Here is a 25,966-nt window from a genome sequence, read left to right on the forward strand (position 1 = left end):
GTCTTCTTATTTTTTAGATAATTCAACTGTTCCGGCTGCAACCCTGTCGGACAGGATGAGCGCGTTATAAGCATTTGCGATTTTTCCCGATTTGGAGGCTGCGGCAAAATCCCTTGAATTTTCCTGGGATCCGCCCAGGATCACAGGTGTTTTCAGGGGAAGCCCGGATTGCATAATGATTTGTTTGACCTGGGAAGCAGATAGTTTGGGGTGCCTGGACCAGATAAGTGCAGCCAGGCCGCTCACCGCTGGCGCCGCCATGGAGGTGCCCCCCTGAAAGGTGTACTCATTTTCGGGCATTGTGGAATAGATCTCCCCTCCCGGAGCAAAAATATCCACATTGCTGGTCCCGTAATTTGAAAAAGAGGAGATCATCTCTGATCCGTATTCGGGATCCAGAGCCCCTACCGTTAAAACATTATTGGCAAATTCGGCTTCAACCCCCAATTGGTCGTTCGGATAATTCTCATTTTCAGGATCATCAAGGTCCAGGGCATCGTTCCCGGCGGCGTGGACGATCAGTACATCTTTCTGGGCTGCGTACTTAATGGCTTCATAAACCCATTCTGCATTGGGTGAAAAGGATTTGCCAAAACTGGCATTGATTATCCGGGCCCCATTATCAACCGCATAGCGGATACCCAATGCAATATCCTTATCGTATTCATCCCCGTTAGGCACAGCACGGATGCTCATAATTGCCACATTATTGGCAATGCCGTCTACTCCTAATTTATTGCCCCTTTCGGCAGCTATGATCCCGGCCACGTGGGTACCATGCGATTCATCTTTAACCCGGTTTTTCGGGTTGCCATTCCCGTAGTTCCTATCGTTGAGGTCGTAAGGATTATCTCCTACAGGGTTGCGGCCATTAAAATCTACATTGAGGTGGTACTTTACCCGTTCGTTAAAATAGGTAACGCCTTCTTTGATCTGTTTGATTATTTCATCGATGCTGTCATCGAAGCTATACATTTGTTTTAAGACCGCCTGGTGCTGTAGCAGTGCGGCATCTGTGGTTTTAATGCCGTTAACATCCTCTTTGGTGTAATTCTCTGTATCTAAATGGGCCTTAACGGCGGCATCTGCATTCTGCACAGCCTGCAGAATTTGCTCATAGCGCTGCAGGTTGGAACTGGCTTCGTTAAGCTGTTCCTCCAGGGTGCTTTTGGCACGGGCCTGTAGGGCAGCATCCCCTAATTTTAATCTGAGGATACGGGCGTGTTCAAGTTGCTCATAAACAGATTCGCCCAGGAAATTGTAACCGTGTACATCGTCTATATAGCCATTGTTGTCATCATCTATTCCATTTCCTGCTTTTTCATCCTCGTTGGTCCAAAGCACTCCATCCAGGTCTTCATGGTCCAGGTCAATCCCGGAATCCAGGACCGCTACAATTACTTCTTTTCCCTTTTTATTTCCGATGAGTTCGGAATAAGCGCGGTCTACACTCATTCCCGGAATGGTATCCAGGACTAGGTCTGCATGCCCCCAGCGCTGAGACTGTGCTTCGCTTAATTCCGACACCTTCAGGGGGACTGTGTCTATTTTTTCCATGGGGGTGCTCACCAACTGCGTAGATCCACAGCCGCTAAGGATTATCGCTGCCGCCCACAACAGGGCAGTAGGTTTAGGAAGGAGATTTTTCATATAAAAGTTATCCATTTAATTCAATTAAAATTTGCGCCGGGGAAAGGGGTGCTGACTACTTCAAAGCAACCCCGGTCCGCCATTGTTATATAACAAAGGGTTCCGTCCCGGCCCGCAAAGGTAAGATTGCTGGGCTTTTTACCCTTCAAAAAGTATTCCTTTAACAATTTTCCTTCCGGATTCAGCACCAGCAGGCTACCCTTGTCATACCGTGCAATGTACAGATTTCCTTTGCTGTCACATCGCATGCCGTCCAGGCCGTAATCTTCAAAAGAGGCAAAAAGCTCTTTTTTGAGCAGGTCCCCGCTGTCCGAGAGGGTATACCGCCATATTTTGCGTTGTACAGACTCATTCACATAGAGGTAGCGACTATCCGGGCTGAGGGTGATCCCGTTGGTAGTGCCCATTCCGGTTTCCAAAACAGCAATGCTGCGATCCGGCATAACCCTCCAGAGCTTTCCGCTGCCTTTTTCCCAATTCGGGTCACTCAGGTAGATGCTTCCGTTGGGATGTATGCAGAGGTCGTTAGGCTGGTTCATCTCCGGGTGCGCAGCCCAAATTTCGGGCTGCCTGCTCCCGTTGGGAACCCGGTACACCCGATGGGCTGTGTAATCGGCAATAAACATATTACCCTTCCTGTCAAACTGTATACCATTACCTGTGCTTCCTTCAGGCAGGCGCAGAAATAATTCAGCCGTTCCATCCGGGCTGACCTTCCCTATGGTACCTTCCTCCTGAAAATTAACAGCATAGATATTTCCGGAAGCATCGGTTGCCGGTCCTTCGATCCCGGCGGTGAAGGTATGCTCAGGGAGCAGGTCTGAACTATCCGGCCCACAGGACGCCAATGTAACGGCCAGGGCGAAAACGGCAACAATAAACCTGTTATAGGTCATCAAAAGCGAAGGTTTTATCAAGGCGGACACCTTTTTCGGTATGCTTTAGCAGGGCACACTGGTTATGGGCGTCATGTTCAAAAAAGAGGATAAAGTTTTTATCGGCAGCGCGTTTTAAGAACGCATCTTTTTCTTTTAAAGTGAGCAAGGGGCGGGTGTCATACCCCATAACATAGGGCAGGGGGATATGGCCCACGGTGGGCAGCAGGTCTGCCATAAATACCAGGGTATGTCCTTTGTATGAAATATGGGGGATCATCTGCTTGTCTGTATGCCCGTCTACATACAACACGCCAAATCCCAGTTCCGTCCGGTCCTGGTAGGCCCCTGTGCTTCGGTTTAGAAACCGCAGTTGCCCCGACTCTTCCATCGGCAGGAGGTTTTCTTTTAGGAAAGATGCTTTTTCCCGTGCGTTGGGCTGTGTGGCCCACTGCCAGTGGGCTTCATTGGTCCAGAACTGCGCATTTTTAAAGGCCGGTTCGTATCCCGTCCGGTCTTTGTTCCACTGTATACTGCCCCCGCAATGGTCAAAATGCAGGTGGGTCATAAAAACATCAGTAATGTCGTCCCTATGGAAGCCGGCAGCTTTCAGCGATTTATCCAGGCTGTGTTCCCCCCAGCGGTAATAGTAACTGAAGAATTTTTCGGATTGCTTGTCACCCAGGCCTGTATCGATCAGCACCAGCCTGTTGCCATCTTCAATGAGGAGGCACCTGGCGGCTATGTCGATCATGTTATTCGAATCGGCCGGATTGGTGCGGTTCCAGAGCGATTTGGGAACCACGCCGAACATGGCCCCGCCATCGAGCTTAAAGTTTCCGCATTCTATAGGGTAGAGCCTCATCAGGGTAAAAATACAATGGTTTCTGAAAGTGCCGGAAGGATTAACAGGGATTTTAACAAATTCTGAGCAGTGATATGTCCCTGAAGAGAAAGTGAAGAACAACAATATTTGTCAGCGGATTAGGAGAACTGAGGATATTCGTTATTTTTGGAGGAATCACCAAGCCGAACCCTATGATTGAATTAGCCATGATTGTAATATTGGGAATTGTAGCCCAATGGGTAGCCTGGCGGCTAAAGCTCCCTGCAATTCTCCCGCTTATTCTCATCGGCTTGCTGGTAGGTCCTGTTTCTACTTTGTACACGGCAGACGGGGCCAAGCTAATTGAACCTATCTGGAATGGCAAAAAAGGGCTTTTCCCGGGGGATGGCCTTTATTATTTTGTTTCCCTGGCGATCAGTATCATCCTCTTTGAAGGCGGGCTTACGCTAAAGCGTTCTGAAATTGCCAATGTTGGCCCCATCATAACCAAACTGATCACCCTGGGGACGCTTACCACCTTTATCGGAGGGGGGATTGCCGCTCATTACATCATGGACCTCAGCTGGCAGATTTCTTTCCTCTTCAGTGGCCTGATCATTGTAACCGGGCCCACCGTCATTACACCGATCCTTCGGAATATCCCCTTAAAAAAAGACGTTTCCGCAGTCCTGAAATGGGAAGGCATCCTAATTGACCCTATCGGGGCATTGGTTGCCGTACTGGTATTTGAATTTATAAGCGTGGGGGAGGGGCAGGCCTACACCAAAACCGCCCTTATCGAATTCGGGAAGATACTGCTGTTCGGGACCACCTTCGGTTTTACTTTTGCACACGCCCTGGCTTTTGCCATAAAAAGGAATTTTATACCGCACTACCTGCTCAATGTAGTTTCGCTTTCAGTGGTGCTGTTGGTCTTTATTGAATCCGACATCTTTGCCCATGAATCGGGCCTGCTGGCAGTGGTGGTGATGGGGATGGTACTGGGCAATATGAACCTGCCCAACATCAAGGAACTGCTGTATTTTAAAGAATCCCTGAGCGTACTGCTCATTTCCATCCTTTTTATACTGCTGGCAGCCAACATCAACCTGGAAGACGTAAAACTGATCTATAACTGGGATACCGCCATCCTTTTTGCAATTGTCGTTTTTGCGATCCGTCCGGCGGCGGTGTTCCTGAGCGCCTACAAATCCAATCTGAAACTCAACGAAAAACTCTTTATTGGCTGGGTTGGGCCCAGGGGGATTGTGGCGGCGGGTATCGCATCACTTTTTGGCTCTAAACTTATTGCCAAGGGGGAACCCGGGGCGGAAATCATTACCCCCCTGGTCTTTACAATTGTGCTTGGAACGGTTCTGCTGAACGCCACTACGGCTCGTCTCTTCGCCAAATTGGTAGGGGTATTCCTTAACAAATCTGAAGGTATCCTGATCGTGGGGGCTTCCAAAGTCTCCAGGTTAATCGGCAGGTACCTGCAGCGCAATAACCGCCATGTGGTACTTATAGACAACAACCGCTCCAATGTGGAAAAGGCCAAAAACCTGGGTCTGGAAGCACTTACGGCAAATATCTACTCAGACAACCTCACGGATAATATTGAATTGAACGATGTGGGATACCTGATGGCCCTCACCGCAAATTCGGACATCAACAGTTACGCCATTGATAAATTCAGGTCTGAGTTCGGTGAAAATGGCTCCTTCCGTATTGTCAGCAGCGATGAGATGGCCGATCCTGAGAACAACCCGAAAGAAGGACTCTTCTCGCACACGGACGATTTTATTAAACTGATGGAGACCACCCGCAAATATCCGGCCATCCACGAGATAGAACTGACCAGTGAAGAACATTACCACGGGCTGATAGAACTCACCAGGAAAGATGATGATATAATTCCGCTTTTTATTAAAACCCCTAGCGGGTCACTCGAAATTATCGGGTCTTTTTCAGATAATGTTCAGGAAATAAGGGAAGGCTTTAAGCTGGTCTACCTGGGAAAAATGTTTGACCTGGATGTGGAAGATGAGGAAGAATCTGTAGTGATAACCGAGAGTGACTGATTCACTACACGTTTTAACCGTAAAAAGGCAGGGTCTTACTAATATCAACCTTAATATCTTCCAGAGCTATCTTAAAGGCATCCCCGGCCAGTAGTTTGTAGAAATGTATGGAAGATTCGCGCTTTATTTTGCCTTCCAGCAGTTCCAGATCTACCTCGCCCCCTTCCTGCTGCCAGGTAAATACAGAGTTCTGCTTTAGCTGAATAATTTTATGGGCGGCTGTAAAATGGGCAATATAGGTAGTCATGCAGGGGGATTAAAATTACTGGAACGAACCCGCTGTAAGAAAATTGTACTGTAAATGTAAGTTTTTTAAAAAAACCGGAAGCTAGTCATTGAGCTTTAAAACGGCCATAAAGGCTTGCTGCGGAATTTCCACGTTACCAACCTGGCGCATGCGTTTTTTACCTTTTTTCTGTTTCTCCAGTAATTTACGCTTACGGGAAATATCCCCTCCGTAACATTTAGCGGTTACGTCTTTACGCAGGGCTTTTATGGTTTCCCTCGATATTATTTTAGAGCCGATGGCTGCCTGTATGGGGATATCGAATTGTTGCCGGGGGATGAGCTCCTTGAGTTTTTCGCACATTTTTTTACCGATATGGTAGGCGTTGTCAAAATGCACCAGGGCCGAGAGGGCATCTACCGGTTGGGCGTTTAACAAGATATCTACCCGTACCAGCTTGGATACCCGCATCCCGATGGGGCTGTAATCGAAAGAAGCATAGCCCTTGGAGACGGTTTTAAGCCGGTCGTAAAAATCGAATACGATTTCCGCCAGGGGCATATCGAAATTGAGCTCCACCCTTTCGGTGGTCAGGTAGGTCTGATTGGTGATCTGCCCGCGTTTTTCGATACAAAGGGACATCACATTACCGACAAAATCTGCCTTGGTTATTATGGTTGCCTTGATGTAGGGTTCCTCAACGCGGTCTACGGTAGAAGGGTCCGGCAAGTCTGAGGGGTTGTTAACAATAAGCGGGACCTCCGGGTTCTTGGTAGTGTAAGCGTGATAGCTTACGTTGGGAACGGTGGTGATCACCGTCATGTCAAATTCCCGCTCCAGGCGTTCCTGAATGATCTCCATATGCAGCATCCCCAGGAATCCGCATCGGAACCCAAAGCCCAGGGCGGCACTACTCTCAGGGGTAAACACCAGGGAGGCATCATTGAGCTGTAATTTCTCCATGGAGGAGCGCAGCTCTTCAAAATCTTCTGTATCTACCGGATAAATCCCGGCAAAAACCATTGGCTTCACATCCTCAAAGCCTGCAATGGCATTTTTAGTAGGGTTAACGGCATCGGTGATCGTATCTCCCACTTTTACTTCCCGGGCATCCTTGATCCCAGTGATCAGATATCCCACATCCCCCGCGGAAATACTGTTTTTTGGCTGTTGCTTTAGCTTTAGGGTGCCTACCTCATCGGCATAGTATTTTTTGCCGGTTGCCACGAATTTGATCTGCTGCCCTTTCTTTATTGCCCCGTTTATTACCCGGAAGTAGGTTTCCACTCCTCTGAAGGGGTTGTAAACAGAATCAAAAACAAGGGCTTGTAAAGGCTGATCCGGATCTCCGGCAGGAGCCGGGATTCGTTCTATAATGGCCCGCAGGATTTCTTCAATCCCGATACCCGTTTTGGCACTGGCCGGGATCACTTCTTCCGCCTTGCAGCCCAGCAGGTCCACTATATCATCCGTTACTTCTTCAGGATTGGCACTGGGCAGGTCTACCTTGTTGAGTACCGGAATAATTTCCAGGTCGTTTTCCAGGGCCAGGTAAAGGTTTGAGATGGTTTGCGCCTGAATGCTCTGGGCGGCATCCACTACCAGCAGCGCCCCCTCACAGGCGGCGATAGAACGTGAAACTTCATAGGAGAAGTCTACGTGGCCGGGAGTGTCAATCAGGTTTAAAATATATTTTTCCCCCTGGTATTCATATTCCATCTGAATGGCGTGGCTCTTGATGGTAATACCGCGCTCCCGCTCCAGGTCCATATTGTCCAGCAACTGATCCTGCCGTTCCCGATCGGTTACCGAACCGGTAGAATCGAGCAGCCGGTCGGCCAGGGTACTTTTCCCGTGGTCGATATGGGCGATGATGCAGAAGTTGCGAATGTTTTTCATAGCAGCCAAAAATAGGGCCCAAAGATACTCAATTGACGGATCAATCCTGCCATTCGGCAATAAATAGATTGGTGTCGCGTGTTCCCCCGTTATTTCGGTTAGAGGAAAAGATAAGCTTTTGGCCGTCATTTGAAAAAACCGGGAAGGCGTCAAAGGTTTTACCATGGGTAACCCGCTCCAGGCCGGTTCCGTCTGTGTTGATCATATACAGGTTGAAAGGAAAGCCTCCTTCTGCTTCAAAATTACTGGAAAACAGGATCTTCTCCCCACTGGGATGGAAAAAGGGGCTCCAGTTGGCATTGCCCAGAAAGGTTAGCTGTTTAAGGTTGCTTCCGTCTGCATCACAGATAAAAAGTTCCATTTCCGTCGGCTGGACCAGGCCCTGGGCCAGCAACTCCTTGTATTCTGAAATTTCGGCCTCGGTTTGCGGCCGGGAAGCCCTGAAGATAATTTTGCTGCCGTCAGGCGAGAAAAAGGCCCCACCGTCGTATCCGAGCCCATCGGTGATTTGCTTTACATCGGAACCATCCAGGTTCATGGTGTAGAGCTCCAGGTCCCCGCTGCGGTCTGAAGTAAAAACGATTTTATCCCCCTGAGGCGAAACAGTGGCCTCGGCGTCGTATCCGGGCTCATCGGTAAGCTGGGCCGTAATATTCCCTTCGAGGTCTGCCACGAAGATGTCAAAGGAATCGTAAACAGGCCATACGTACTTACCATTTTTACGAAGTGGTACTTCCGGGCAGGCGGCGTCTCTTAAATGTGTGGAGGCGTATACAATATGTTTATTATCGGGCAGGAAATAACCACAGGTGGTTCGCCCCATACCTGTGCTTACCATAGGAGGCTGTTTATTTTCAAAACGCTCCTCAGCGCCCATTATAAACATCTGGTCGCAGCCCACGCCCCATTTCTCGTAATTGGATTGGAAAATGATGTGGGAATCGTCAAAACTCCAGTAAGCTTCTGCATTGTCGCCGCCGAAGGTTACCTGCCGTATGGATTTAAAGTGTTTCTCTCCGGGATAGATAAGGGAATCTGAGGTAATTGCCATTGGACTTTGCGATTCGCCTGTTTGCTCCGCTTCCGTTTTTCCCTGTTTACAGGAAATAATCAAAATACCTGAAAGCATTAAAAGAAAGATTCTCATGGTTGTGTATTTTTGGACAAAAATAACCGCTAGTTATGAGGTATTATACATTTTTTGCCGGAATTCTATTTTTAAGTCTTTCCTGTAAGCAGCAGGCTCCCGAAATCAGTATGCAGGAAGATGTGCGCATCCTGGCCAGCGACTCCCTGGGCGGAAGGGAGACCGGTACCGAAGGCGCCCGGATGGCTGCCGAGTACCTGGAAAAACGGATGGCAGACCTGGACCTTTCCCCGGCTGGGACCAAAGCCGGTTACCGGCAGGAATTCAGCTTTCGGGACAAGACTGACCCGCATGCCGAAGTTTCCTTTGAAAAAGCTTCAGACAGCAGCATTAACGGGATTAACCTGATAGGCTTGCTGGACAATGGCGGCTCCCGCACTGTAATTATCGGCGCACATTACGACCATTTGGGAATGGGCGGCAACGGCTCTCTGCACCGGGGGGATGCAGCCATTCATAACGGTGCGGACGACAATGCCAGCGGGGTAGCGGTGATGCTCCATCTGGCAAGGGCTCTAAAGCAGTCGCAAACGGCTAAGGATAATTATTTGTTCATCGCTTTTTCCGGGGAGGAAATGGGCCTTTTAGGCTCCAACTATTTCGCCAAGAACCCTACACTTTCCCTGGATGAGGTCCCTTTTATGATCAATTTGGATATGGTGGGCCGGATGAGGGAAGACCGTACGCTATCCATCAGCGGAACGGGTACCAGCCCCATCTGGAAACAGGAATTGAACGCACTGAACCCGGGCTTTAAACTCGTACTTAGCGAATCAGGCGTGGGGCCATCGGACCACACCTCCTTTTACCTGCAGGATATCCCGGTATTGCACTTTTTTACCGGGCAACATGAAGATTACCACAAACCCTCAGACGACGCCCCCAAACTGAACTATTCTGAAATGGATGCGGTATCCGATTATATCCTGAAGCTATTGCAGTCTATGGAGCAGCAGCGGGAAGTTGCCTTTCGTAAAACCAAAAACGAAAGCGAGGAAGTCCCCCGTTTTAAAGTAGCCCTGGGGGTGATCCCGGACTACCTCTTTGATGGGGAAGGGATGCGTATCGATGGGGTAAGCGAAGACAAACCCGCCCAACGCGCGGGCTTGCAGAAAGGCGATATTGTGATACAGTTGGGAGACAGCACCGTAACGGATATGATGAGCTATATGAGAGCCCTTTCTGTCTTTGAGGAAGGCGACAGTACCCGGGTAGTGGTAAGTCGTAACGGAGAGCAGGTGGAAGCCTCCATTAAGTTTTAGGGAAACAAAATTTAATCAGTGTAAGCAGAAGGGTAATTAACTGCAAAGCCAGTGTAGGAAAAATAATCTATATTTATATTCTTGACCCTAACCTACAGCCCATTGAAGTGTCCCCTCTTCATATTCCTCGGATTGCTGCCAGCCCTGTTTTTTGCCCAGGGATTTGAAATTTCCGGAACCGTAAAGGATGCGGACGGGAAACTCCTTCCCTATGCCAATGTAATGCTGCTAAGGGTGGCCGATAGTACCCAGATCAAAGGGGTTTCCGCAGACGAAACCGGCACCTTCCTTCTGGAAAAGGTCCCGGCAGACCTTTATTTTTTACAGGCGCGCTATTTTGGTTATCAGTCCGGGTTGATCCCCCTGGAAATCAAATCGTCCATAACTATAGGGGCCATAGTCCTGGAACCCGGCAGCGACTGGCTGGATGAGGTGATTGTAACCGGGCAGGTCCCAACAGTGGAACGCCTGGCAGACCGCATTGTCTTCCAGGTTGAAAATTCCATAGTGGCTGAAGGGAGCACCTGGGACATTCTTCGCAACACCCCTGGGGTGATCATGGTACAGGACAACCTGGAAATCCGGGGGCAGGCTGCAACCATTTATCTGAATGACCGAAAGATACAGCTAACCCAGACCGAGATACAGGACCTGTTGCAGGGCCTGGGGGGGTCAGCCATTGCCTCAATTGAAGTTATCCCCAATCCTCCGGCCAGTTTTGAGGCGGAAGACGGGCCAGTGCTCAACATACGTACGCGGGAAAATGTAACGCCCGGCTATAAGGGCAGCCTGAGAGGGGAGTTCACCCAGTCTGTTTTCCCGAAGTACAGCTTTGGCACCAGCCATTATTTTAAAAACGACCGGATCAGCCTTTTTGCCAATTACAGCATCAGTCCCCGCAAGGAGTTCAAACGGTCTGAAAGCAATATCAACTTTATCAATGCCGCGGACCAGGTATTTGCCCGCTGGGATACAGATTTGGAGAAAACCACCCGCTCCCAGGCCCAGCAGGCCAATCTGATGCTGGATTATAAGCTCAGCGAAAAAGAGTTGCTCAACCTTACCGCCAGCGGGAGCATATCCCCCAATAAGCGTTATACCAACCGGGTGCAGACCCTGATGCGCAATGGGGCCGGGGTGCTGGATTCCAGCCTGCAAACGATAAGCCCGCTGGAAGACGACTTGCTGAACCTTTCTTTTGACCTGAATTACGAGCGAAAACTCAAAAAGGAGGGGGAGGTCCTGAAGGCCAATGCGCATTATACCTATTACGACCTGAGCCGGATTCAGGCTGGGTCCAGCGATTATTTTGACGCAGCAGGAGGCTTCCTCAGGAATTTCAGCTTTTCCACAGATGCCGGACAGGATATTGATATTTATACCGGGCAGTTGGATTATTACCTGCCCCTGGGCTCAGGAAATTTCGAAGCCGGCCTTAAAGGCTCCCTGATCGAGTCGGGAAGTCGTATTGATTATTTTGACGTTAACGATACACAGCCGCCATTTGACATTGCGCTATCTGACGATTTCCGCTATAGGGAAGGAGTACTGGCAGCCTATGCCAGCCTGAGCCGGCAATGGGGAAGCTGGCAATTGAAAACAGGGCTGCGTGCCGAGCAGACAGACGTAAAAGCCCGCTCGCTAACCCTTAGCCAGACCAATATACAAAGCTATCTGGAACTTTTCCCTTCGGCTTTTATCAGTAAAGACCTGGGCAATGACAACAGCTTTTCGCTGGATTACAGCCGCAAACTGAGCCGTCCGAATTACGCAGACCTCAACCCTTTCCGCTATTTCCTGAATGAAAATGATTTTGACGAAGGAAATCCGAACCTGGTGCCGGCGTTCAGCCATAATTTTAACCTGAACCTCAGCCTGAAGAACACCTTTTTTATAGACCTTTACTACCGGGACAACGGGCAGTATATCAGTACACTCAGCTTTCAGGACAACCAGACCCAAACGCTGCGGCAGATCAAACAGAATGTGCAGGAAAGCACCTCCTATGGCCTGGATTTTACCGTGTCTACCTCCCTCACATCCTTTTGGTACCTCTACTCTTATAACTCCCTGTTTTACGAGGATGAGACCTTCCTGGCTGTGGAAAGCAACATAGATACCTTTACCAATAAGGTAAGCGGGTTTTACGGCTATCTCAGCAATTCTTTCACCCTGAGCGGGGATGGCACCCTTAAAGGGGAAGCTTCCCTGTTGTACCTCAGCGGGTTTCTAAACGGGTCTTACAAGATGTCGGAAACCATTCAGGTAGACCTGGGCCTGCGGAAATCCTTATGGGACAACCGGGCGGTGGTTTCCATTACGGCCGAAGACTTGCTGCGGCGCGCAAACGCCACCTATACTTCCCGCTATGCCAACCAGGATAACGCTTTTTTTGCCCGGCCGGAAACCCAGTTTGTGCGCTTTGCCTTTACCTACAACCTGGGGAATTACCGCCTGAGTAATCAGGTGCGCACAGCACAGCAGAGCGAGCTGGAACGCCTTGATAAAGAGTAAATTCGCACCAAGTCAGACTTTATTTATAATTTTGCCGCTCAAAGCACAACACCATGCCCAAAATCGGGGACATCAATTTACCGGACTTTCCATTGTTGCTAGCTCCCATGGAGGATGTAAGTGACCCGCCCTTTCGCACCCTGTGCAAGGAGCAGGGGGCCGATGTGATGTACACGGAGTTTATCTCTTCTGAAGGGCTCATCCGGGATGCCGCCAAGAGTGTTATCAAACTGGACATTTACGAGAAAGAGCGTCCCGTAGGGATACAGATTTTCGGGGCCGAGCTGGATTCGATGCTGCAGGCAGTCGATATTGTTACCGCCACCGGCCCGGACATCATCGACATTAATTTTGGATGCCCAGTTAAAAAAGTAGTCTGCAAGATGGCAGGGGCCGGAATCCTCAGGGATATCCCGCTCATGGTAAAACTGACCGAGGCCATGGTCAAGCGTACGCACCTTCCGGTTACGGTTAAGACCCGACTGGGCTGGGACCAGGATTCCATCAAGATTGTTGAGGTGGCAGAGCGGCTTCAGGATGTGGGTTGTCAGGCTATTTCCATCCACGGGCGTACCCGAGTACAGATGTATAAAGGTTCTGCAGACTGGAAACCCATAGCAGAAGTAAAAAACAACCCGCGCATGCATATTCCCGTATTTGGCAACGGGGATGTAAACAGCCCGGAGGCTGCTGTTCGCATGCGGGACCAGTACGGCCTTGACGGGGCCATGATCGGCCGGGCGTCCATTGGCTATCCGTGGTTTTTCAGGGAGGTAAAACACTATATGGAAACCGGGGAGCATTTAGCGCCCCCCACTATGGAACAGCGGGTAGAAGCAGCACGCCGCCACCTGCAAATGGCGATAGACTGGAAAGGGGAAAAACTGGGGGTCCTGGAAACCCGCCGTCATTATACCAATTACTTTAAAGGGATCCCGAATTTTAAACCTTACCGCACCAAAATGGTGACCAGCGATGATGCAGCCGATGTGTTTGAAGCCCTGCAGGAGGCAAAAGAGGCTTTCTCAGACCACATCTTTGCCTGATCAGGCATTCCAGCTCAGGAGTTTTTTATCGATGCGGTTGCTCGCGATACGGGAGGCAATCAGCCCCAGCACTACAATAGTGAGCAGAACCAGCAGTACATTGGTCAGTCGGTATTCTACCGGATAGGCAAGGGATGGCGTGATCTTCAGCCAGCCAAAAAGGAGCTGGGAACCAATCAGCAGGGAACCGATCAGCAAACCGATTAGCCCACCTGCACTGGTAACCAAAACGCCCTGTACAAAGTAAATCCTCCGCAGGTCCTTTACAGTCAGTCCCAGGGAATAGAGCGTTCGTGAATGCTGCTGCTTATCCAGGATCATCATGATGATAGCCCCCACCACATTAAACAGCGCAATGATCAATACCAGTGTAAAGATGAGGTAGGTGGCCACGTTTTCTGTATTGAGCATGCGATATAAAGTCTGGTTCAGCTCCCGCCTGTTTTTGAGTTGTACCGCAGGCCCCAGGATTTCGGATAACCGGGCCCTGAGGGCAGATTCATCTGCCTCCGGAATCAGCTTGAAATTGACCCCGGAGATCTGACTGCTGTCCCGTTCCAGCAAGGCCTGTACTAGCGGAAGGTCTGCAAAGACATATTTCTTGTCCAGGTTTTCTTCCAGCTGGTATACCCCGCTTAAGACCAGGGAGAGTTGGTTATAGGGTTTGTCTCCGAACCCCTGTGGGCTCAGGCTGCCTTTTCCCGGTTTGGGCGCCAGGATGATGAGTGGGCTGCGGTAATCCTGAACACTGAGGTTAAGCAGGTTGGCAATGGTGATCCCGGAGACGGCCTGCTGTGCGCTAAGGTCCCAGGAACCCACAAAGAGACTGCTGTCTATCCCGGTGGTGCGGGTGTAATTTTCATCTACTCCTTTCAGGTAAGCAATCCGGCTTTTCTGCTGGTGGGTCAGATAGACCCGTTCTTCCAGCTCACGGGAATAGGACGCTATTCCTTCAAGCTCGTTCAGGGCGGTCCTTTGGGTTAGATTCAGGGAAAAGGTTTTTCCGGTTAGGGGAACAGCCTTCAGGTCCGGATCTGATGTATTGCTGAAGGAAAGGCTGAAGGACTTCAAGCCTGAAAATCCGGAAAGCACAATAAAAAGGGCAGCGGAGCCGATAACGATCACCACAAAGGTTACCGCATTGATGATGTTGACCGCATTCTGACTGCTTTTAGAGCGGATATAGCGCTTAGCGATATACAGCGGAAAGTTCACCCTCAGGATTTTTTGCGTCTCGGCAACAGGTCCGGGTTTTCAATAGGGTTATCCCCACCCTGAAGCGATTTTTCGATTTGATCAATGTATTCAAGGGAGTCATCCAGCAGGAATTGCAATTCAGGGACGCGCCGCAGCTGGTTGCGGGTCCTTCGGGCCAGTTCATGGCGGAAGCGGGGGTTATCGGCCTGAATACCCTTCATTACCGCCCGGGCTTCCTTTACCGGAAAAATACTGACATATACCTTGGCTATAGAGAGGTCTGAGGTCACATTTACCTTGGAGACGGAGATTATAAGCCCTTTCAGCCCGGCATCCACAGCTGCCCGCTGCAGGATTTCGGCCAGGTCTTTTTGCAGAATCCCGGCAATTTTTTTCTGTCGCTGCGTTTCCATGGGTCAAAAATACGCACAATTAGGCGGATTTAGATAGCTCCAGGGCAGCTATCCTTAAAAATAAGGGGGCCTTATCCGGCCACCTGCATCATTTCTTGCAGTATTTCACTATCCAGGGGTTTGTGATAGGCCCGTTTCTCAAGGCCCCGCTGTTTTAATTCTTCCCGATCCACCGGGCTGAATTCGGAGCTCAACAGAAAGAGTGAGTGCTCGTTAAGTGTAATATTCTGGTCCCGAACGGCATCCAGGAATTCCCAGGCATCCATAATGGGCAGGTTGATGTCCATCAAAACCAGTGCGGGGGGTTCCGCATCCGGGTTTTGCAAGGTGGTAAGAGCGTCACCAGCCGAGGTGAAAGATATTATTTCTGATTCGGTAAAGGCTTTGCTAAGGTGCAGCTTATGCATGTAAAGCGTTACCTCGTCGTCATCGATTAAATAAATGATATGGGGCATAAGTTGGGGGATTTGGTTGGTTCTCGGAGATAAATAATTTCGCCTTTTTCAGACAGTCAGGATTTGCTGCAGGCGCTCTTCTGCCAGGGGCTTGGCAATGTAATCTTTCACCTGAGCATAATTTAGGGCCCGGGTTTTATCGCTGGGGTTGATGGAGGAACTCAGCACATAAATCTCCATGTTTTCTTTGCCGGGCATGGAAGACTGCTTCAGGGCCTCCAGAAAATCCCACCCATCCATAATGGGCATGGTCAGGTCCAGAAAGATCACCTGCGGTAAGGCCTCTCCTTTACTAGCTAAATGTTCAAGTCCTTCAATAGCGTCCTGCCCGTTGTTCCAGATTTCAGTGTCAAGGGAAATCCCCATTTGCTTCATCATCAGCTTCATCCCAAAGATCATTATGGGATCATCATCTATTATACAGGCTTTCTCTAGTGTTTTCATGGTATCCAATCAGTTCACAGGCGTTTTTAAAAAGACACTAAAACAACTTCCCGTCCCAGGGGTGCTTTGCACTGAAATACGCCCACCCATAGATTCGATCTGGTTTCGGGTAATAAATAAACCAATCCCCCTGCTTTCCGGATGCTGGTGAAAGGTCTTGTACATCCCGAAGAGCTTTGCCCCGTATTTTTCCAGGTCAATACCCAGGCCGTTGTCTTTAAAATGCAGGCAAAGCAGGTCTTTTTGTTCCTCGGCGGTTACTTCTATGGTACAGTCCTTGGCCGGATCCCGGTATTTTACACCATTGGTAATCAGGTTCAGGATGGTGCTTTCCACATAGGCGGCCACTCCCATCACCCTGCAGTTTGACGGGATGTTGAGGGTGAGGCTTACGTTGTTGGCTGCCAGAAGTGCTTCCAGGTCGCTTTCAACTTTGCGTACCATCAGGTTTACATCCAGAGGGACCATTTTCTTTTCTGCCTCCGTTTTGAATTGAACCACTTCATTCAAATGCGCAATGGTCTCATTCAGGCCGTTGGCAGCTTTCTTGAGCATTTCCAGGGTGTTAAGCTTTTCATCTTCGCCAATGCGATCGTTTAGCAGGAAATCGGTTAGCATGGAGAGGTTGGTGGCATGCGAACGGAGGTTGTGGGAAACGATGTGTGCAAAATTCAGCAAGCTTTCATTCTGATAGGTGGTGGTATTCAACAAAGCCTGCATTTGCTCCTCAGTCTGTTTTTGCTCAGTTACATCCCAGTTGGCCCCAATCATTTTTAACGGATTCCCTTGATCATCTCGCAACACGGTCGCCTCGGCATGTATCCAGCGGATTTCCCGCTCTTTATAGTTGATTCGGAAATCTATGTTGAAATCATTTTTTCCTTCGATGGCCTCGGCAACGGAAAGGGCAGATCGCTCCTTGTCCTCAGGAAGCACCGTGGCCTCCCAGGCTTCATAGACCCCTTCAAACTTATCTTTCGGGACCCCGTACAGTTTGTACATATTATCATCCCACTCTAGGCCATTATTGACTATATCGTAATCCCAGATCCCGATACGGGCCGCCCCAGTGGCGATTTCCAGTCTGTCGCTAAGAATGCGGGACTCAATTTCTGCCCGCTTGCGCAAATCAATATCCTGAAAAGTCCCTGAGAGGCGAACGCATTTGCCATTCACCATTTCGGCTTCCCCCTTGGCGCGAACCCAGATATCTCTCCCTTTGGCAGTAACCAGTATCAGCTCAACGTCCCAGGGCGTTCCCTTTTCTATGGCCTCAGTAACCAGCTTGCCAATAGTATCCCGGCTAAAGCCTTCTTTGTAGAAGTTAATCCCCGTTTCCAGGTTAGGCACAAAATCCTCAGGTACTTCATGGATCTCTTTGGTAATGGCAGACCAATTTACCGTGTTATCTAACAAGTTTACCTCCCAGCCGCCAACCCGCGCCATCCGTTGCGATTTACGGGAAAGGTCTTCGTTTACCTTTTGTTCAGTAACGTTTTCCAGGATGATGATGCTGCCCGTAGGCTGGTCTTCTGCCGGCTGCCAGGGGTTTAGTTTCCACTGGTACCAATCAAATTTACCATTGGAATGAACAAACCTCGCCGGCTCCGAATTAGTGCCAATCCCTTCCTGACACAGTTGTAAATCCAGATATAATTCTTCAGGAAGCTGGTTTAAAATTTTTTTAAACGACACCCCTTTGATATTTTCATCCAGGCCAAAGGTTTGCAACCAGATTTTAGAGAAACCAGTGAAATTCAGGTTGTGATCGAGGGTGGCCACCGGGAATGGGGCTTCGAAGAGCAGGGATGCGGTCCGAACCATATTCAATTTTTAAGTCTTACAATAAAAGTAGAAAATTCTTACTCGTGCTAGAAGATAGAACAACATTAATAGCACTTTATTGTATGCTTATGACTGTTTTATCCGCTATATAACCCGTGTTTAATTGAAAAAACAACGCGAGATATTCCTTACCAGACCAAACTGTCCCTGAAACCCTTATTTTAGTAATTCAAACCAAGTCCATGCGAAAAATAGAACATATCGGTATTGCCGTAAAAGACCTTGAGGCTTCCAATGCCTTGTTTACAGAGCTATTCGGGCAAGCGCCTTACAAAACGGAAGAAGTTGCTTCCGAAGGGGTCCGCACTTCCTTTTTCAAGGCCGGCCCCAATAAAATAGAACTGCTGGAAGCCACAAATCCCGATAGTCCCATCGCCAAATACATTGAAAAGAAAGGGGAGGGCATCCACCATATTGCCTTTGACGTGGCCGATATCCGAGCTGAGGTGTCCCGTTTGAAGGCCGCCGGGTTTAGCATCTTAAATGAGGAACCCAAAAAGGGGGCAGACAACAAATGGGTGGTGTTCCTGCACCCGAAAAGCACCAACAAGGTTTTGATTGAACTCTGTCAGGAGATCGATTAATTTTTAAGCTTATTTTGATTTGATCTTTCTTTCTGGGATAACCATAGCTATAAAAACATTACCGAAAACCTATTTATTATTCATTTTGGCTTGATCCAAAACGAATCAAAAAATCAAGAAAGATTAAAGGAAATTTTTAGCTGCGCTAAAATAGCAACAAGGCTTTGCTGCATGCTCTTTTTTTGCAGGTGCAAAAACGCACTTCCGCTGGCCTTGTTGCTATTTCTGGAAATCTTTCGCTGGCTTTCGATTAATTTATTAGTTCCTAAATATATTTGTGACCTAATAAACAGCTAATGGCATCAGGATTTTTTGCGATTTTGGATGATGTGGCTACCCTGCTGGACGATGTGGCCACTATGAGTAAGGTGGCCACCAAAAAGACGGCCGGGATCCTGGGGGATGATTTGGCCGTAAACGCCGAAAAGGCATCCGGGTTTGTTTCCAAACGCGAGCTCCCCGTGCTTTGGGCTATCACCAAAGGGTCGCTGCTTAATAAGATCATCATCCTGCCCATCGCCTTTTTGCTGAGTGCCTTTGCCCCCCTGGCAGTAACGGTAATCCTGCTACTCGGGGGCCTGTACCTCGCTTATGAAGGAGCCGAAAAGATTTACGAGTTCTTTGTACCGCACGCCCACGCTTCCATTCCCAAAGACACTGCAATACCTTCCAAAAAAGATATCCTGGCCCTGGAAAAGGAAAAGATCCGGTCTGCCATCCTCACAGATTTTATCCTCTCCGTTGAAATTGTGATCATAGCCCTGGGGACTGTTATGGAAGAGCCCCTTATCAACCAGGTGTTGGTGGTTTCCTTAATTGCTCTCCTTGCTACCGTTGGGGTGTATGGCCTGGTGGCCCTAATCGTTCGGATGGATGAATTTGGCACGCATTTGATATCCATTGACGACGAAAAGGATGGTTTTTTGGCCCGGATCGGGCGGTTTTTTGTAAATGCCCTGCCCTGGGTGATTAAAGGCCTTTCTGTGATCGGCACTCTGGCCCTGCTCCTGGTCTCCGGGGGTATCTTTGTACACAACGTATCCTTTTTACACCATCTCTTTCCTTCCATCCCCGGTTTGATCGTGGAGTTTGGGGTGGGGCTTGTGTTTGGAATACTGGTGCTGTTGATTTATAAAGGGGTAAAGAAACTTTTTTTGCGTAAATAGGCTAAAAGCAGGCTTCCGATTCGCTTTTAGTCCTTTAAAAAACACTCTTAATGAATGGAAAAAGGAGGTTTCGTTGGCCCTGAATGCTTTAAAAATAATTGAACTGTTGTTTTCGCAATCTTTCTGCATTCCATTCGTTGGCATAGTAGCAACTTCCAACGAATTTCGCTATGCGCCTGATAATTCTAGTATTGATTGTCGTTCTTTCGGGGCTGTCTTCTTTTGGGAATTCAAACTATGAAGCCGTTTATATCTGCAGGGGAAAATACAGCAAGAAATACCATTATGACAAATACTGCCGCGGCCTTTCCAATTGTTCCACTGATATCTACAGAGTGGACAGGGAAGATGCCAAAAGAATAGGGCGGACCCTTTGTGGGTGGGAAGATTAACACTTCGAAGTTGTACATATTATGTTGCAACATCTTAAAATATGTAGTAATATTGCAGTCCCTCAAAAAGGGTCCTATCCCAAAGCAGAGCAAAGCACGCTTCGGGACAGCGGACAAAACACAAAAGTTCTTTACTTACTTAATAAAATTGGTCCTATAGCTCAGCTGGTTAGAGCACCTGACTCATAATCAGGGGGTCCCTGGTTCGAGCCCAGGTGGGACCACCAGACCATGAGTCCAGCCCCTTCGGGGACTGGGCTCTAAAGGTCTAAAATCCCAGCTATACTTATACTTTCCGAGTTTATTTGCAACTACTTTAAAAGTCAACATGTCATCTTATTTGGGTCGTTTTAGGTGTCCCTACAGGTGTCCCGCTGTGAAAAAATAGGTGTCCCATTCCACATTTCGGGAATTTCAGGTGTCCCATTTTTCACAACGAATTGTATGCCAATTGTTTAATCTTAATTCAATTGGTCATGAATCAAAAATCTATCTCCATTCTGTTCTATCTGAACAAATCAAAAACAAACAGTAGGGGGGTATGCCCTATTAAGTGCAGAATAACCTATCTGGGGAAGCGAAAGGAGTTCGCTACAGGTGAGTTCATTAACCCAAAGCACTGGATATCCAAAAAGCAAAAAGCATCTCCTGAAACGTTCCAAAACCAGCAAATCAACTTGCAGTTGGGGATCATTACGTCCAATCTGAAGAAAGAATTCTTGCGTCTACAAGTACAGAGCAAGGACTTCACTGTTCTAGACATATGGAAAGGCTATTTCAAAGTATCGGAAAGGCAAAAGTATGTACACGTGATTGCTTACTTTCAGGAGTATTTGAATAAGGAAAGAAAGCTTGTTGGAATAGATTTAAAGGAAGCTACTTGGAAGAAATTCAATTATGCTTGTCTCCAAGCCAGAGATTTTATCAAATGGAAATATGGCCAGGGAGACCTGCCTATGAAACAGTTAACACTCCAGTTTTTACAGGACTTTGAATATTACCTGAAGACGGAACGAAACCAACGGCAAATAACTATAAATAAATGTATACAACGCTTTAGAAAGCCTGTTAAGATTGCTGTGGCTGAAGGCTATTTAAACAAAGACCCATTTATGCTACATAAGCCAAGAAGAGTAGTAAAAGAGGTTGTTTTTCTTACTCAGGATGAATTATCTGTATTTGAAAGCCACACCTTTACCCAACCCAGGTTAGAACTGGTAAAAAACTTGTTTGTGTTCTGTTGTTATACAGGACTTCCATACAATGAAATGGCCAATCTGAAAAAGGAACATCTAGTTAAAGGCTTTGATGGGCATCTGTGGATTAAGATTAAAAGAGGTAAAACAGGTAAAATGGTATCTGTTCCTTTGCTACCTAATGCCAGGGAAATATTAAAGCTCTACAACTTTGACTCAGAATACTTGCTTCCTAGAATGAGCAATCAGAAGATCAATTCTTACTTAAAGGAGATCGCAGGAATATTAGGGATTAAAAAACGAATTACTCATCATACTGCAAGGAAGACCTTTGCGTCTACAGTTCTACTAAACAATAATGTACCGATGGAAGTGGTAAGTGAATTGTTAGGACATTCCAGTATTAAGATTACCCAGGAATATTATGGAAAGATTGTTCAGAGGAAAGTGAGCGATGAAATCAAGAAGGTTCGGAGTAAACTTAAAGGATAACAAATTAAAATATCATTAATAACCTTCTACTATAATATCCTGCGGCAGCCCTACTCTCATAAAATATCGAGCGAAAGCCTGTGACATATGTTCACGATAAGGAGGCTGCAACCTTATTCTGCCTGAGATTTTTTCTACAAATGATTGTAATGATTTAAAATGAACCCCATAAACATTTCGGAAGTCAACAACTTGATAGTCACTAAGGAAAGCCAATTGGTCGTCTTTATTCAAAAGATGATAACCAGGTAAATTTCCCTTTCTTAAATTTTCAATTACTTTTTTTCGTGCTTTTGACCCTTGTTGTTCCTCAGGTAATCCTTCAAGAAATGATGATAAGCTTCTATAGGGGCAAACAAGGACTATTTCAAGCTTGCCATGGACTAAATCACAGGACTGAGAAAGAATTATAGAATCAATGAAAGTGATTTCGATATCGTTCTCTCCTTCAAAATTCATTTCGGCAGGAGGAACAAGAATTGGACAGTCAGGTATGAAATCACCTTGCTGTAAATCATTAACAGAGTCCTCTATAATAGTATACCAAGGAAAGGACATTAATCTATTACGATTGTTGGATTAAAGCCTGATTTATGTATTCTAGCCTTAATTTTTCTACTGTTTTTAAATGTAAACTTGGATATTATATCATAATCATCAGTAAGGTGGTTCTCATCATCTAATAAATCCAGCGGCCTCTGCCTATCTTCAAAAATAGATGTGAAAACCGAGGAGAGAAAGTCTGCATATACTGGTGTATTAAGTTCCCAATGATGAGTTCTTAGTTTAGGCTTTTCTTCCTTGAACATAGTTGTGGACGAGTCTCCATCAAGCACTAAATCTCCGAACATAGGTCTTTATTTAAATGAATCGTATAATTCTCCAGCTGTAATATCCTTGAACAATTGGCTTGAGAATGCATGAGCTTTATTTAGCCAATCCAGAATTTCGCTCTTTTCAGACATAGAAGTGTTGGACTTTAAACCATTAGTCACAAGAACCCCTTCTTCTTTTTTTGAATTTTGTCCTCTTTTGAACAAAACGTCCAGTTTGCCAAGTTCAGTATTATAGTAATATCCAATATTCAAATTATATGGATTTCCAGTGTCTTTTAAAAATGACTGGTCGATAGTTAGGTTGAATTGATTATTCAAATAATCATTTACATTGTCTGAGTTAAAATCAAACCTAAAAAAGTCTAAATAAATAAGGCTAGGAGTAAATGTTTCTGAATCAAAAGAAAACACCTCCATAAAATCGGATAATAGCTTGTTAGACCAATCATAGAATTCCTCCCAATAATAATTATCATCAATAGTATTGAGAGTAATCAGACCAGGCCCGATCTGTACAAGTGGATATTTATTTTGTCCCGCTCTAAATCTGTGGGCAGGTTTGTTAATCAAAATATCTGAAGGTATTTCAGGTGGGACTAAAGATTCCCTGTAAGGAAACCGATCACTGATTTTTGAATATAAATCACCTATCAGATATTGATATTTGGTTAGATCAGATTTTTCTTTAATCTGCCATCTCAATTCAAAAATCACCTCGATTAAAGGTGCCTTTGGCAGTTTACTCATTTATTGCTAGCTATTACTGGGTTACACCAAATTTAGAAATAAAAAACGATGAATCACAGGAAGCCTGCCTGAACTTCATTCACAAAAGACCAATCAACAGCAACCAATTACCTTTCCAATGGTATCTTAAATTCATATCATATGGTGGGAAGAAGATGTGAATTCTATTTTGAAAATCAATTCCTAAAATTAAGAGTAATCTAACCTAAAAGTCACCCCCCACCCTTTTTGGATTTTGCGGGCTCCCCCGCATCAATCTTTTATTAATAATCTAAAAAGTAAAAACTATGGTTACGATTGCAGATTACAAAACGTATCAAAGAGAAGACGGAACGGATTTTCAGGTTCTGGTAGTCCAAGGTGAAGTCGAAGCGGTCAAAAGTAAAGAAACAGGTAGGCTTTACCTAACCGCCAAAACAGCCAATGTGGCTTGTACTTTCGATGCCCCTATGTGCCAAGCCTTAATAGGTACAGAAATGGATGGACGGATCAAGAAGGTTTCGGTCGATCCATATGAGTATGCCATTCCTGAGACAGGCGAAATGATCACCCTTAGCCATCGCTATGAGTTTGTGAGCGAATTGGATGATCTTGAAGAAAAGCCTCAAAAACCTATACTCACAGCAGCATAATCCCAATTTTTCAAATATCAGCAAGGGACTCCACACGGGGTCCCTTTTTTTTACACATCAGGAGTATGATACGGCATCATAAAGAAAATTATTAACCCTCATAAACATCAAAAAATGAAATTACAACAAGCAAAGCGACACCAGGTAAAACTGCGGATTGGCCTTAGTGGAGCCAGTGGTTTTGGCAAAACCTATTCAGCTCTTCTATTAGCACATGGGATCACCAATGACTGGGCCAAAATTGCCGTAATAGACACTGAAAATAACAGCGCCAGCCTGTACGCTCATTTGGGCGATTTTAATGTGTTACCACTAATTGAGCCTTTTACGCCAGAACGCTATATAGAGGCCATTAAAATGTGTGAGAGAGCCCACATGGAGGTCATTATCATTGACAGTATTACCCATGAATGGCAAGGAAAAGAAGGATGCCTGGAACTCCACCAAAAACTAGGAGGACGTTTCCAGGATTGGGCCAAAATTTCTCCCAGGCACCAAGCATTTTTAGATGCTATTTTGAATTCCTCCTGTCATGTAATTACTACCACCCGACGTAAAATTGATTATTCACTTGACCTGGGTTCTAATGGGAGAACTAGGGTTATTAAACACGGCACCAAAGAAATCACCCGTGAAGGGTTTGAATACGAGCTTACAGTGAATTTTGAGCTTATTAATGACCAGCACTTGGCCAAAGCAAGTAAAGACCGTACGGGGCTCTTTATGGACAAACCAGAATTTGTGATTAACGCAGCTACGGGAAAGAAGCTCATGCAGTGGTGTAGTATGGGGATTAGTCTTGCAGACGCTAGGAAAGAAATAGACACCTGTTCAAGTGTGGATGGCCTCCACCATTTATACACCAAGTATCAGGGTATTAAAGGAGAAATAACCCCATTGCTTCTACAAAAGAAAGAAGCACTGGAGCAGGAGCTAACAAATGAAAAAGAATCACTCACATCCTCTAAAATTCAAAACAATGGGAGCATTAATAAATAGCAACGGACAGGTTGTCCAGAATCAATCCGAACCTCCGTCAATATCCTCCAGTGGTTTTATAGAAGCCAATACGCAGGAGGTATCTCTAGAACACTTACGGAATGACTGCATTATCCCTGTGTTTTCAAAGGACAATGAATCCACAATAAGTCACTCCCAATTTATAAACCAAGTCTATGAAGTTGTTCAGGAGTTGTATCCTGAATATGAGGTATCACCACCAAGTATTCGGGTGAGTCATATGATTAAGGGGCGTATCCCTTCTGCTGTGGGAAAACCAGCCAAGGAGTTACTAGAGCATGAGAAAACCATTTATTATGAGCGTTGTGCTTTTCTGATTGACATTCCTAGAATTACTGAAACAGTCAATGGAAATACTCTTGGTTTAAGTATTGGTGGGGTTAGAGCCTACAACCAGGAAAACCTCTACAGCAAGAAAAGCCTGGAGAAATTCAAGGTCTTTATAGGATTTAAGAATTGGGTGTGTACCAATCTGTGTATTTCTACAGATGGGTTTTCCAATAAGATTCGTGTTGGTTCTATAGGGGAGCTTTCTGAAGCAGTTCTAATGCTAGTAAAGGGGTATAATGCGGAAAAGCACCTGGGCATGATGGAGCGGATGAGTGGATTTAGTTTAACAGAACGTCAATTTGCCCATTTAATAGGGAAACTTCGGATGTATCCATATCTAGGTAAAGAAGCTGAAAAGGGATTTCCCATAGCTATGAATGATAGCCAAGTAACTCGTGTGGTGAAGGAGTACTATGGATGTCCAAATTTTGGAAGGGATGGAGACGGTTCCATCAATCTTTGGAATTTGTATAATCTGTTCACCGAGGCCAACAAATCTTCCTATATAGATCACAGCTTTGAACGCTCCGTAAGTGCATACGAACTAGTGAATATGCTCGGAAATTCAATGCAAAATGGCAGCCAAAACTGGCTGCTGTCATAAGTATTCTATAGCTATTCATGTAGAATAATGTCCCTGTGGAAGATACTTCAAATTAAGTAGCTTATTATGATGATTTAGTGCAGAATT

25 protein-coding genes and 1 tRNA gene are annotated in these 25,966 nt (G+C 46.5%); 12 read left to right on the forward strand and 14 right to left on the reverse strand.

Annotation, left to right across the window (positions count from 1 at the left end; all coding sequences use genetic code 11):
- Nucleotides 1-6: 6 nt before the first annotated feature.
- From ACT6NV_RS06275 to ACT6NV_RS06285, 3 genes are read right to left on the reverse strand one after another with little or no spacing between them, the layout of a single operon-like run.
- Entirely contained in the window at nt 7-1,650 is a 1,644-nt protein-coding gene (locus ACT6NV_RS06275) for a S8 family peptidase (protein WP_445386400.1), read from the reverse strand.
- 20 nt (nt 1,651-1,670) lie between these two features.
- Nucleotides 1,671-2,546 carry an SMP-30/gluconolactonase/LRE family protein gene (locus ACT6NV_RS06280; protein WP_445386401.1) on the reverse strand — a complete coding sequence of 292 codons (876 nt, stop codon included), beginning with the start codon at nt 2,544-2,546 and terminating at the stop codon, nt 1,671-1,673.
- Entirely contained in the window at nt 2,536-3,390 is an 855-nt protein-coding gene (locus ACT6NV_RS06285; protein ID WP_445386402.1) for an MBL fold metallo-hydrolase, read from the reverse strand. Before ACT6NV_RS06285 ends, ACT6NV_RS06280 begins: the two co-directional genes overlap by 11 nt.
- A gap of 173 nt (nt 3,391-3,563) precedes the next feature.
- Here ACT6NV_RS06285 and ACT6NV_RS06290 point away from each other — a divergent pair, with 173 nt between their 5' ends.
- Nucleotides 3,564-5,432, forward strand: a complete 1,869-nt coding sequence (locus ACT6NV_RS06290; RefSeq protein ID WP_445386403.1) for a cation:proton antiporter — start codon at nt 3,564-3,566, stop codon at nt 5,430-5,432.
- Between the two features lie 13 nt (nt 5,433-5,445).
- Here the strand turns inward: ACT6NV_RS06290 and ACT6NV_RS06295 are convergent, their stop codons facing one another.
- From ACT6NV_RS06295 to ACT6NV_RS06305, 3 genes are all read right to left on the reverse strand, one after another.
- Complete coding sequence (locus ACT6NV_RS06295; protein ID WP_445386404.1) at nt 5,446-5,679, reverse strand: GTP-binding protein LepA; 234 nt, start codon at nt 5,677-5,679, stop codon at nt 5,446-5,448.
- An 81-nt stretch (nt 5,680-5,760) separates the two neighbouring features.
- Nucleotides 5,761-7,557, reverse strand: coding sequence for a translation elongation factor 4 (gene lepA / locus ACT6NV_RS06300; RefSeq protein ID WP_445386405.1), 1,797 nt, complete (start codon nt 7,555-7,557; stop codon nt 5,761-5,763).
- Nucleotides 7,558-7,597: 40 nt separating this feature from the next.
- The gene (locus ACT6NV_RS06305; protein WP_445386406.1) at nt 7,598-8,704 is read right to left on the reverse strand and encodes a TolB family protein; all 1,107 of its coding nucleotides are present in this window, start codon (nt 8,702-8,704) and stop codon (nt 7,598-7,600) included.
- Between the two features lie 35 nt (nt 8,705-8,739).
- On the opposite strand from ACT6NV_RS06305, the gene ACT6NV_RS06310 reads away from it, so the two are divergent.
- The 3 genes from ACT6NV_RS06310 (at nt 8,740) to dusB (ending at nt 13,526) form a co-directional block, all read left to right on the forward strand.
- Nucleotides 8,740-9,966, forward strand: coding sequence for a M20/M25/M40 family metallo-hydrolase (locus ACT6NV_RS06310; RefSeq protein WP_445386407.1), 1,227 nt, complete (start codon nt 8,740-8,742; stop codon nt 9,964-9,966).
- Nucleotides 9,967-10,068: 102 nt separating this feature from the next.
- Complete coding sequence (locus ACT6NV_RS06315) at nt 10,069-12,480, forward strand: outer membrane beta-barrel family protein (protein ID WP_445386408.1); 2,412 nt, start codon at nt 10,069-10,071, stop codon at nt 12,478-12,480.
- A gap of 53 nt (nt 12,481-12,533) precedes the next feature.
- Nucleotides 12,534-13,526, forward strand: coding sequence for a tRNA dihydrouridine synthase DusB (gene dusB, locus ACT6NV_RS06320; RefSeq protein WP_445386409.1), 993 nt, complete (start codon nt 12,534-12,536; stop codon nt 13,524-13,526).
- Here the strand turns inward: dusB and ACT6NV_RS06325 are convergent, their stop codons facing one another.
- The 5 genes from ACT6NV_RS06325 to ACT6NV_RS06345 form a co-directional block, all read right to left on the reverse strand.
- Complete coding sequence (locus tag ACT6NV_RS06325; RefSeq protein ID WP_445386410.1) at nt 13,527-14,741, reverse strand: ABC transporter permease; 1,215 nt, start codon at nt 14,739-14,741, stop codon at nt 13,527-13,529.
- A gap of 2 nt (nt 14,742-14,743) precedes the next feature.
- Nucleotides 14,744-15,136 carry a 30S ribosome-binding factor RbfA gene (gene rbfA / locus ACT6NV_RS06330; protein ID WP_445386411.1) on the reverse strand — a complete coding sequence of 131 codons (393 nt, stop codon included), beginning with the start codon at nt 15,134-15,136 and terminating at the stop codon, nt 14,744-14,746.
- 71 nt (nt 15,137-15,207) lie between these two features.
- Nucleotides 15,208-15,591 carry a response regulator gene (locus ACT6NV_RS06335; protein ID WP_445386412.1) on the reverse strand — a complete coding sequence of 128 codons (384 nt, stop codon included), beginning with the start codon at nt 15,589-15,591 and terminating at the stop codon, nt 15,208-15,210.
- A gap of 48 nt (nt 15,592-15,639) precedes the next feature.
- Complete coding sequence (locus ACT6NV_RS06340) at nt 15,640-16,035, reverse strand: response regulator (RefSeq protein ID WP_445386413.1); 396 nt, start codon at nt 16,033-16,035, stop codon at nt 15,640-15,642.
- Between the two features lie 9 nt (nt 16,036-16,044).
- The gene (locus ACT6NV_RS06345; RefSeq protein ID WP_445386414.1) at nt 16,045-17,859 is read right to left on the reverse strand and encodes a PAS domain-containing protein; all 1,815 of its coding nucleotides are present in this window, start codon (nt 17,857-17,859) and stop codon (nt 16,045-16,047) included.
- Between the two features lie 203 nt (nt 17,860-18,062).
- On the opposite strand from ACT6NV_RS06345, the gene mce reads away from it, so the two are divergent.
- From mce to ACT6NV_RS06370, 5 genes are all read left to right on the forward strand, one after another.
- Nucleotides 18,063-18,464 (forward strand): methylmalonyl-CoA epimerase, encoded by a 402-nt coding sequence (mce, locus tag ACT6NV_RS06350; RefSeq protein WP_445386415.1) that lies wholly within the window; start codon nt 18,063-18,065, stop codon nt 18,462-18,464.
- Between the two features lie 296 nt (nt 18,465-18,760).
- Nucleotides 18,761-19,630 carry a DUF808 domain-containing protein gene (locus ACT6NV_RS06355; RefSeq protein WP_445386416.1) on the forward strand — a complete coding sequence of 290 codons (870 nt, stop codon included), beginning with the start codon at nt 18,761-18,763 and terminating at the stop codon, nt 19,628-19,630.
- Nucleotides 19,631-19,800: 170 nt separating this feature from the next.
- The gene (locus ACT6NV_RS06360; protein ID WP_445386417.1) at nt 19,801-20,022 is read left to right on the forward strand and encodes a hypothetical protein; all 222 of its coding nucleotides are present in this window, start codon (nt 19,801-19,803) and stop codon (nt 20,020-20,022) included.
- Nucleotides 20,023-20,172: 150 nt separating this feature from the next.
- Nucleotides 20,173-20,249: transfer RNA gene (locus ACT6NV_RS06365), tRNA-Ile, on the forward strand.
- A 249-nt stretch (nt 20,250-20,498) separates the two neighbouring features.
- A complete protein-coding gene (locus tag ACT6NV_RS06370; protein ID WP_445386418.1) occupies nt 20,499-21,710 on the forward strand; it encodes a tyrosine-type recombinase/integrase in 1,212 nt (403 codons plus the stop codon).
- A gap of 15 nt (nt 21,711-21,725) precedes the next feature.
- On the opposite strand, the gene ACT6NV_RS06375 is transcribed toward ACT6NV_RS06370, so the two are convergent.
- From ACT6NV_RS06375 to ACT6NV_RS06385, 3 genes are read right to left on the reverse strand one after another with little or no spacing between them, the layout of a single operon-like run.
- Nucleotides 21,726-22,268: a hypothetical protein gene (locus ACT6NV_RS06375; protein WP_445386419.1), complete on the reverse strand. Its 543-nt coding sequence runs from the start codon at nt 22,266-22,268 to the stop codon at nt 21,726-21,728.
- A complete protein-coding gene (locus ACT6NV_RS06380; protein ID WP_445386420.1) occupies nt 22,268-22,561 on the reverse strand; it encodes a hypothetical protein in 294 nt (97 codons plus the stop codon). Before ACT6NV_RS06380 ends, ACT6NV_RS06375 begins: the two co-directional genes overlap by 1 nt.
- Nucleotides 22,562-22,567: 6 nt before the next feature.
- Entirely contained in the window at nt 22,568-23,293 is a 726-nt protein-coding gene (locus tag ACT6NV_RS06385) for a TIGR04255 family protein (RefSeq protein ID WP_445386421.1), read from the reverse strand.
- Between the two features lie 287 nt (nt 23,294-23,580).
- On the opposite strand from ACT6NV_RS06385, the gene ACT6NV_RS06390 reads away from it, so the two are divergent.
- The 3 genes from ACT6NV_RS06390 to ACT6NV_RS06400 all read left to right on the forward strand — a co-directional run bounded on the left by ACT6NV_RS06390 (nt 23,581) and on the right by ACT6NV_RS06400 (nt 25,879).
- Nucleotides 23,581-23,925, forward strand: coding sequence for a hypothetical protein (locus tag ACT6NV_RS06390; RefSeq protein ID WP_445386422.1), 345 nt, complete (start codon nt 23,581-23,583; stop codon nt 23,923-23,925).
- Between the two features lie 114 nt (nt 23,926-24,039).
- The gene (locus ACT6NV_RS06395; protein WP_445386423.1) at nt 24,040-24,924 is read left to right on the forward strand and encodes an AAA family ATPase; all 885 of its coding nucleotides are present in this window, start codon (nt 24,040-24,042) and stop codon (nt 24,922-24,924) included.
- The gene (locus tag ACT6NV_RS06400; protein ID WP_445386424.1) at nt 24,905-25,879 is read left to right on the forward strand and encodes a DUF3871 family protein; all 975 of its coding nucleotides are present in this window, start codon (nt 24,905-24,907) and stop codon (nt 25,877-25,879) included. The genes ACT6NV_RS06395 and ACT6NV_RS06400 overlap by 20 nt, the downstream gene beginning before the upstream one ends.
- Nucleotides 25,880-25,966: the final 87 nt, after the last annotated feature.

It is taken from the genome of Robiginitalea insularis, assembly GCF_052497835.1.

Bases quoted from the DNA above. Each gene is read 5' to 3' on its own strand.
- ACT6NV_RS06310 (WP_445386407.1), top strand. From the start codon at position 8,740: ATGAGGTATTATACATTTTTTGCCGGAATTCTATTTTTAAGTCTTTCC.
- dusB (WP_445386409.1), top strand. From the start codon at position 12,534: ATGCCCAAAATCGGGGACATCAATTTACCGGACTTTCCATTGTTGCTA.
- ACT6NV_RS06380 (WP_445386420.1), bottom strand. From the start codon at position 22,561: ATGTTCGGAGATTTAGTGCTTGATGGAGACTCGTCCACAACTATGTTC.
- mce (WP_445386415.1), top strand. From the start codon at position 18,063: ATGCGAAAAATAGAACATATCGGTATTGCCGTAAAAGACCTTGAGGCT.
- ACT6NV_RS06305 (WP_445386406.1), bottom strand. From the start codon at position 8,704: ATGAGAATCTTTCTTTTAATGCTTTCAGGTATTTTGATTATTTCCTGT.
- ACT6NV_RS06360 (WP_445386417.1), top strand. From the start codon at position 19,801: ATGCGCCTGATAATTCTAGTATTGATTGTCGTTCTTTCGGGGCTGTCT.
- ACT6NV_RS06385 (WP_445386421.1), bottom strand. From the start codon at position 23,293: ATGAGTAAACTGCCAAAGGCACCTTTAATCGAGGTGATTTTTGAATTG.
- ACT6NV_RS06355 (WP_445386416.1), top strand. From the start codon at position 18,761: ATGGCATCAGGATTTTTTGCGATTTTGGATGATGTGGCTACCCTGCTG.
- ACT6NV_RS06345 (WP_445386414.1), bottom strand. From the start codon at position 17,859: ATGGTTCGGACCGCATCCCTGCTCTTCGAAGCCCCATTCCCGGTGGCC.
- ACT6NV_RS06395 (WP_445386423.1), top strand. From the start codon at position 24,040: ATGAAATTACAACAAGCAAAGCGACACCAGGTAAAACTGCGGATTGGC.
- ACT6NV_RS06375 (WP_445386419.1), bottom strand. From the start codon at position 22,268: ATGTCCTTTCCTTGGTATACTATTATAGAGGACTCTGTTAATGATTTA.
- ACT6NV_RS06400 (WP_445386424.1), top strand. From the start codon at position 24,905: ATGGGAGCATTAATAAATAGCAACGGACAGGTTGTCCAGAATCAATCC.
- ACT6NV_RS06275 (WP_445386400.1), bottom strand. From the start codon at position 1,650: ATGAAAAATCTCCTTCCTAAACCTACTGCCCTGTTGTGGGCGGCAGCG.
- ACT6NV_RS06290 (WP_445386403.1), top strand. From the start codon at position 3,564: ATGATTGAATTAGCCATGATTGTAATATTGGGAATTGTAGCCCAATGG.
- ACT6NV_RS06335 (WP_445386412.1), bottom strand. From the start codon at position 15,591: ATGCCCCATATCATTTATTTAATCGATGACGACGAGGTAACGCTTTAC.
- rbfA (WP_445386411.1), bottom strand. From the start codon at position 15,136: ATGGAAACGCAGCGACAGAAAAAAATTGCCGGGATTCTGCAAAAAGAC.
- ACT6NV_RS06285 (WP_445386402.1), bottom strand. From the start codon at position 3,390: ATGAGGCTCTACCCTATAGAATGCGGAAACTTTAAGCTCGATGGCGGG.
- lepA (WP_445386405.1), bottom strand. From the start codon at position 7,557: ATGAAAAACATTCGCAACTTCTGCATCATCGCCCATATCGACCACGGG.
- ACT6NV_RS06340 (WP_445386413.1), bottom strand. From the start codon at position 16,035: ATGAAAACACTAGAGAAAGCCTGTATAATAGATGATGATCCCATAATG.
- ACT6NV_RS06390 (WP_445386422.1), top strand. From the start codon at position 23,581: ATGGTTACGATTGCAGATTACAAAACGTATCAAAGAGAAGACGGAACG.
- ACT6NV_RS06295 (WP_445386404.1), bottom strand. From the start codon at position 5,679: ATGACTACCTATATTGCCCATTTTACAGCCGCCCATAAAATTATTCAG.
- ACT6NV_RS06370 (WP_445386418.1), top strand. From the start codon at position 20,499: ATGAATCAAAAATCTATCTCCATTCTGTTCTATCTGAACAAATCAAAA.
- ACT6NV_RS06280 (WP_445386401.1), bottom strand. From the start codon at position 2,546: ATGACCTATAACAGGTTTATTGTTGCCGTTTTCGCCCTGGCCGTTACA.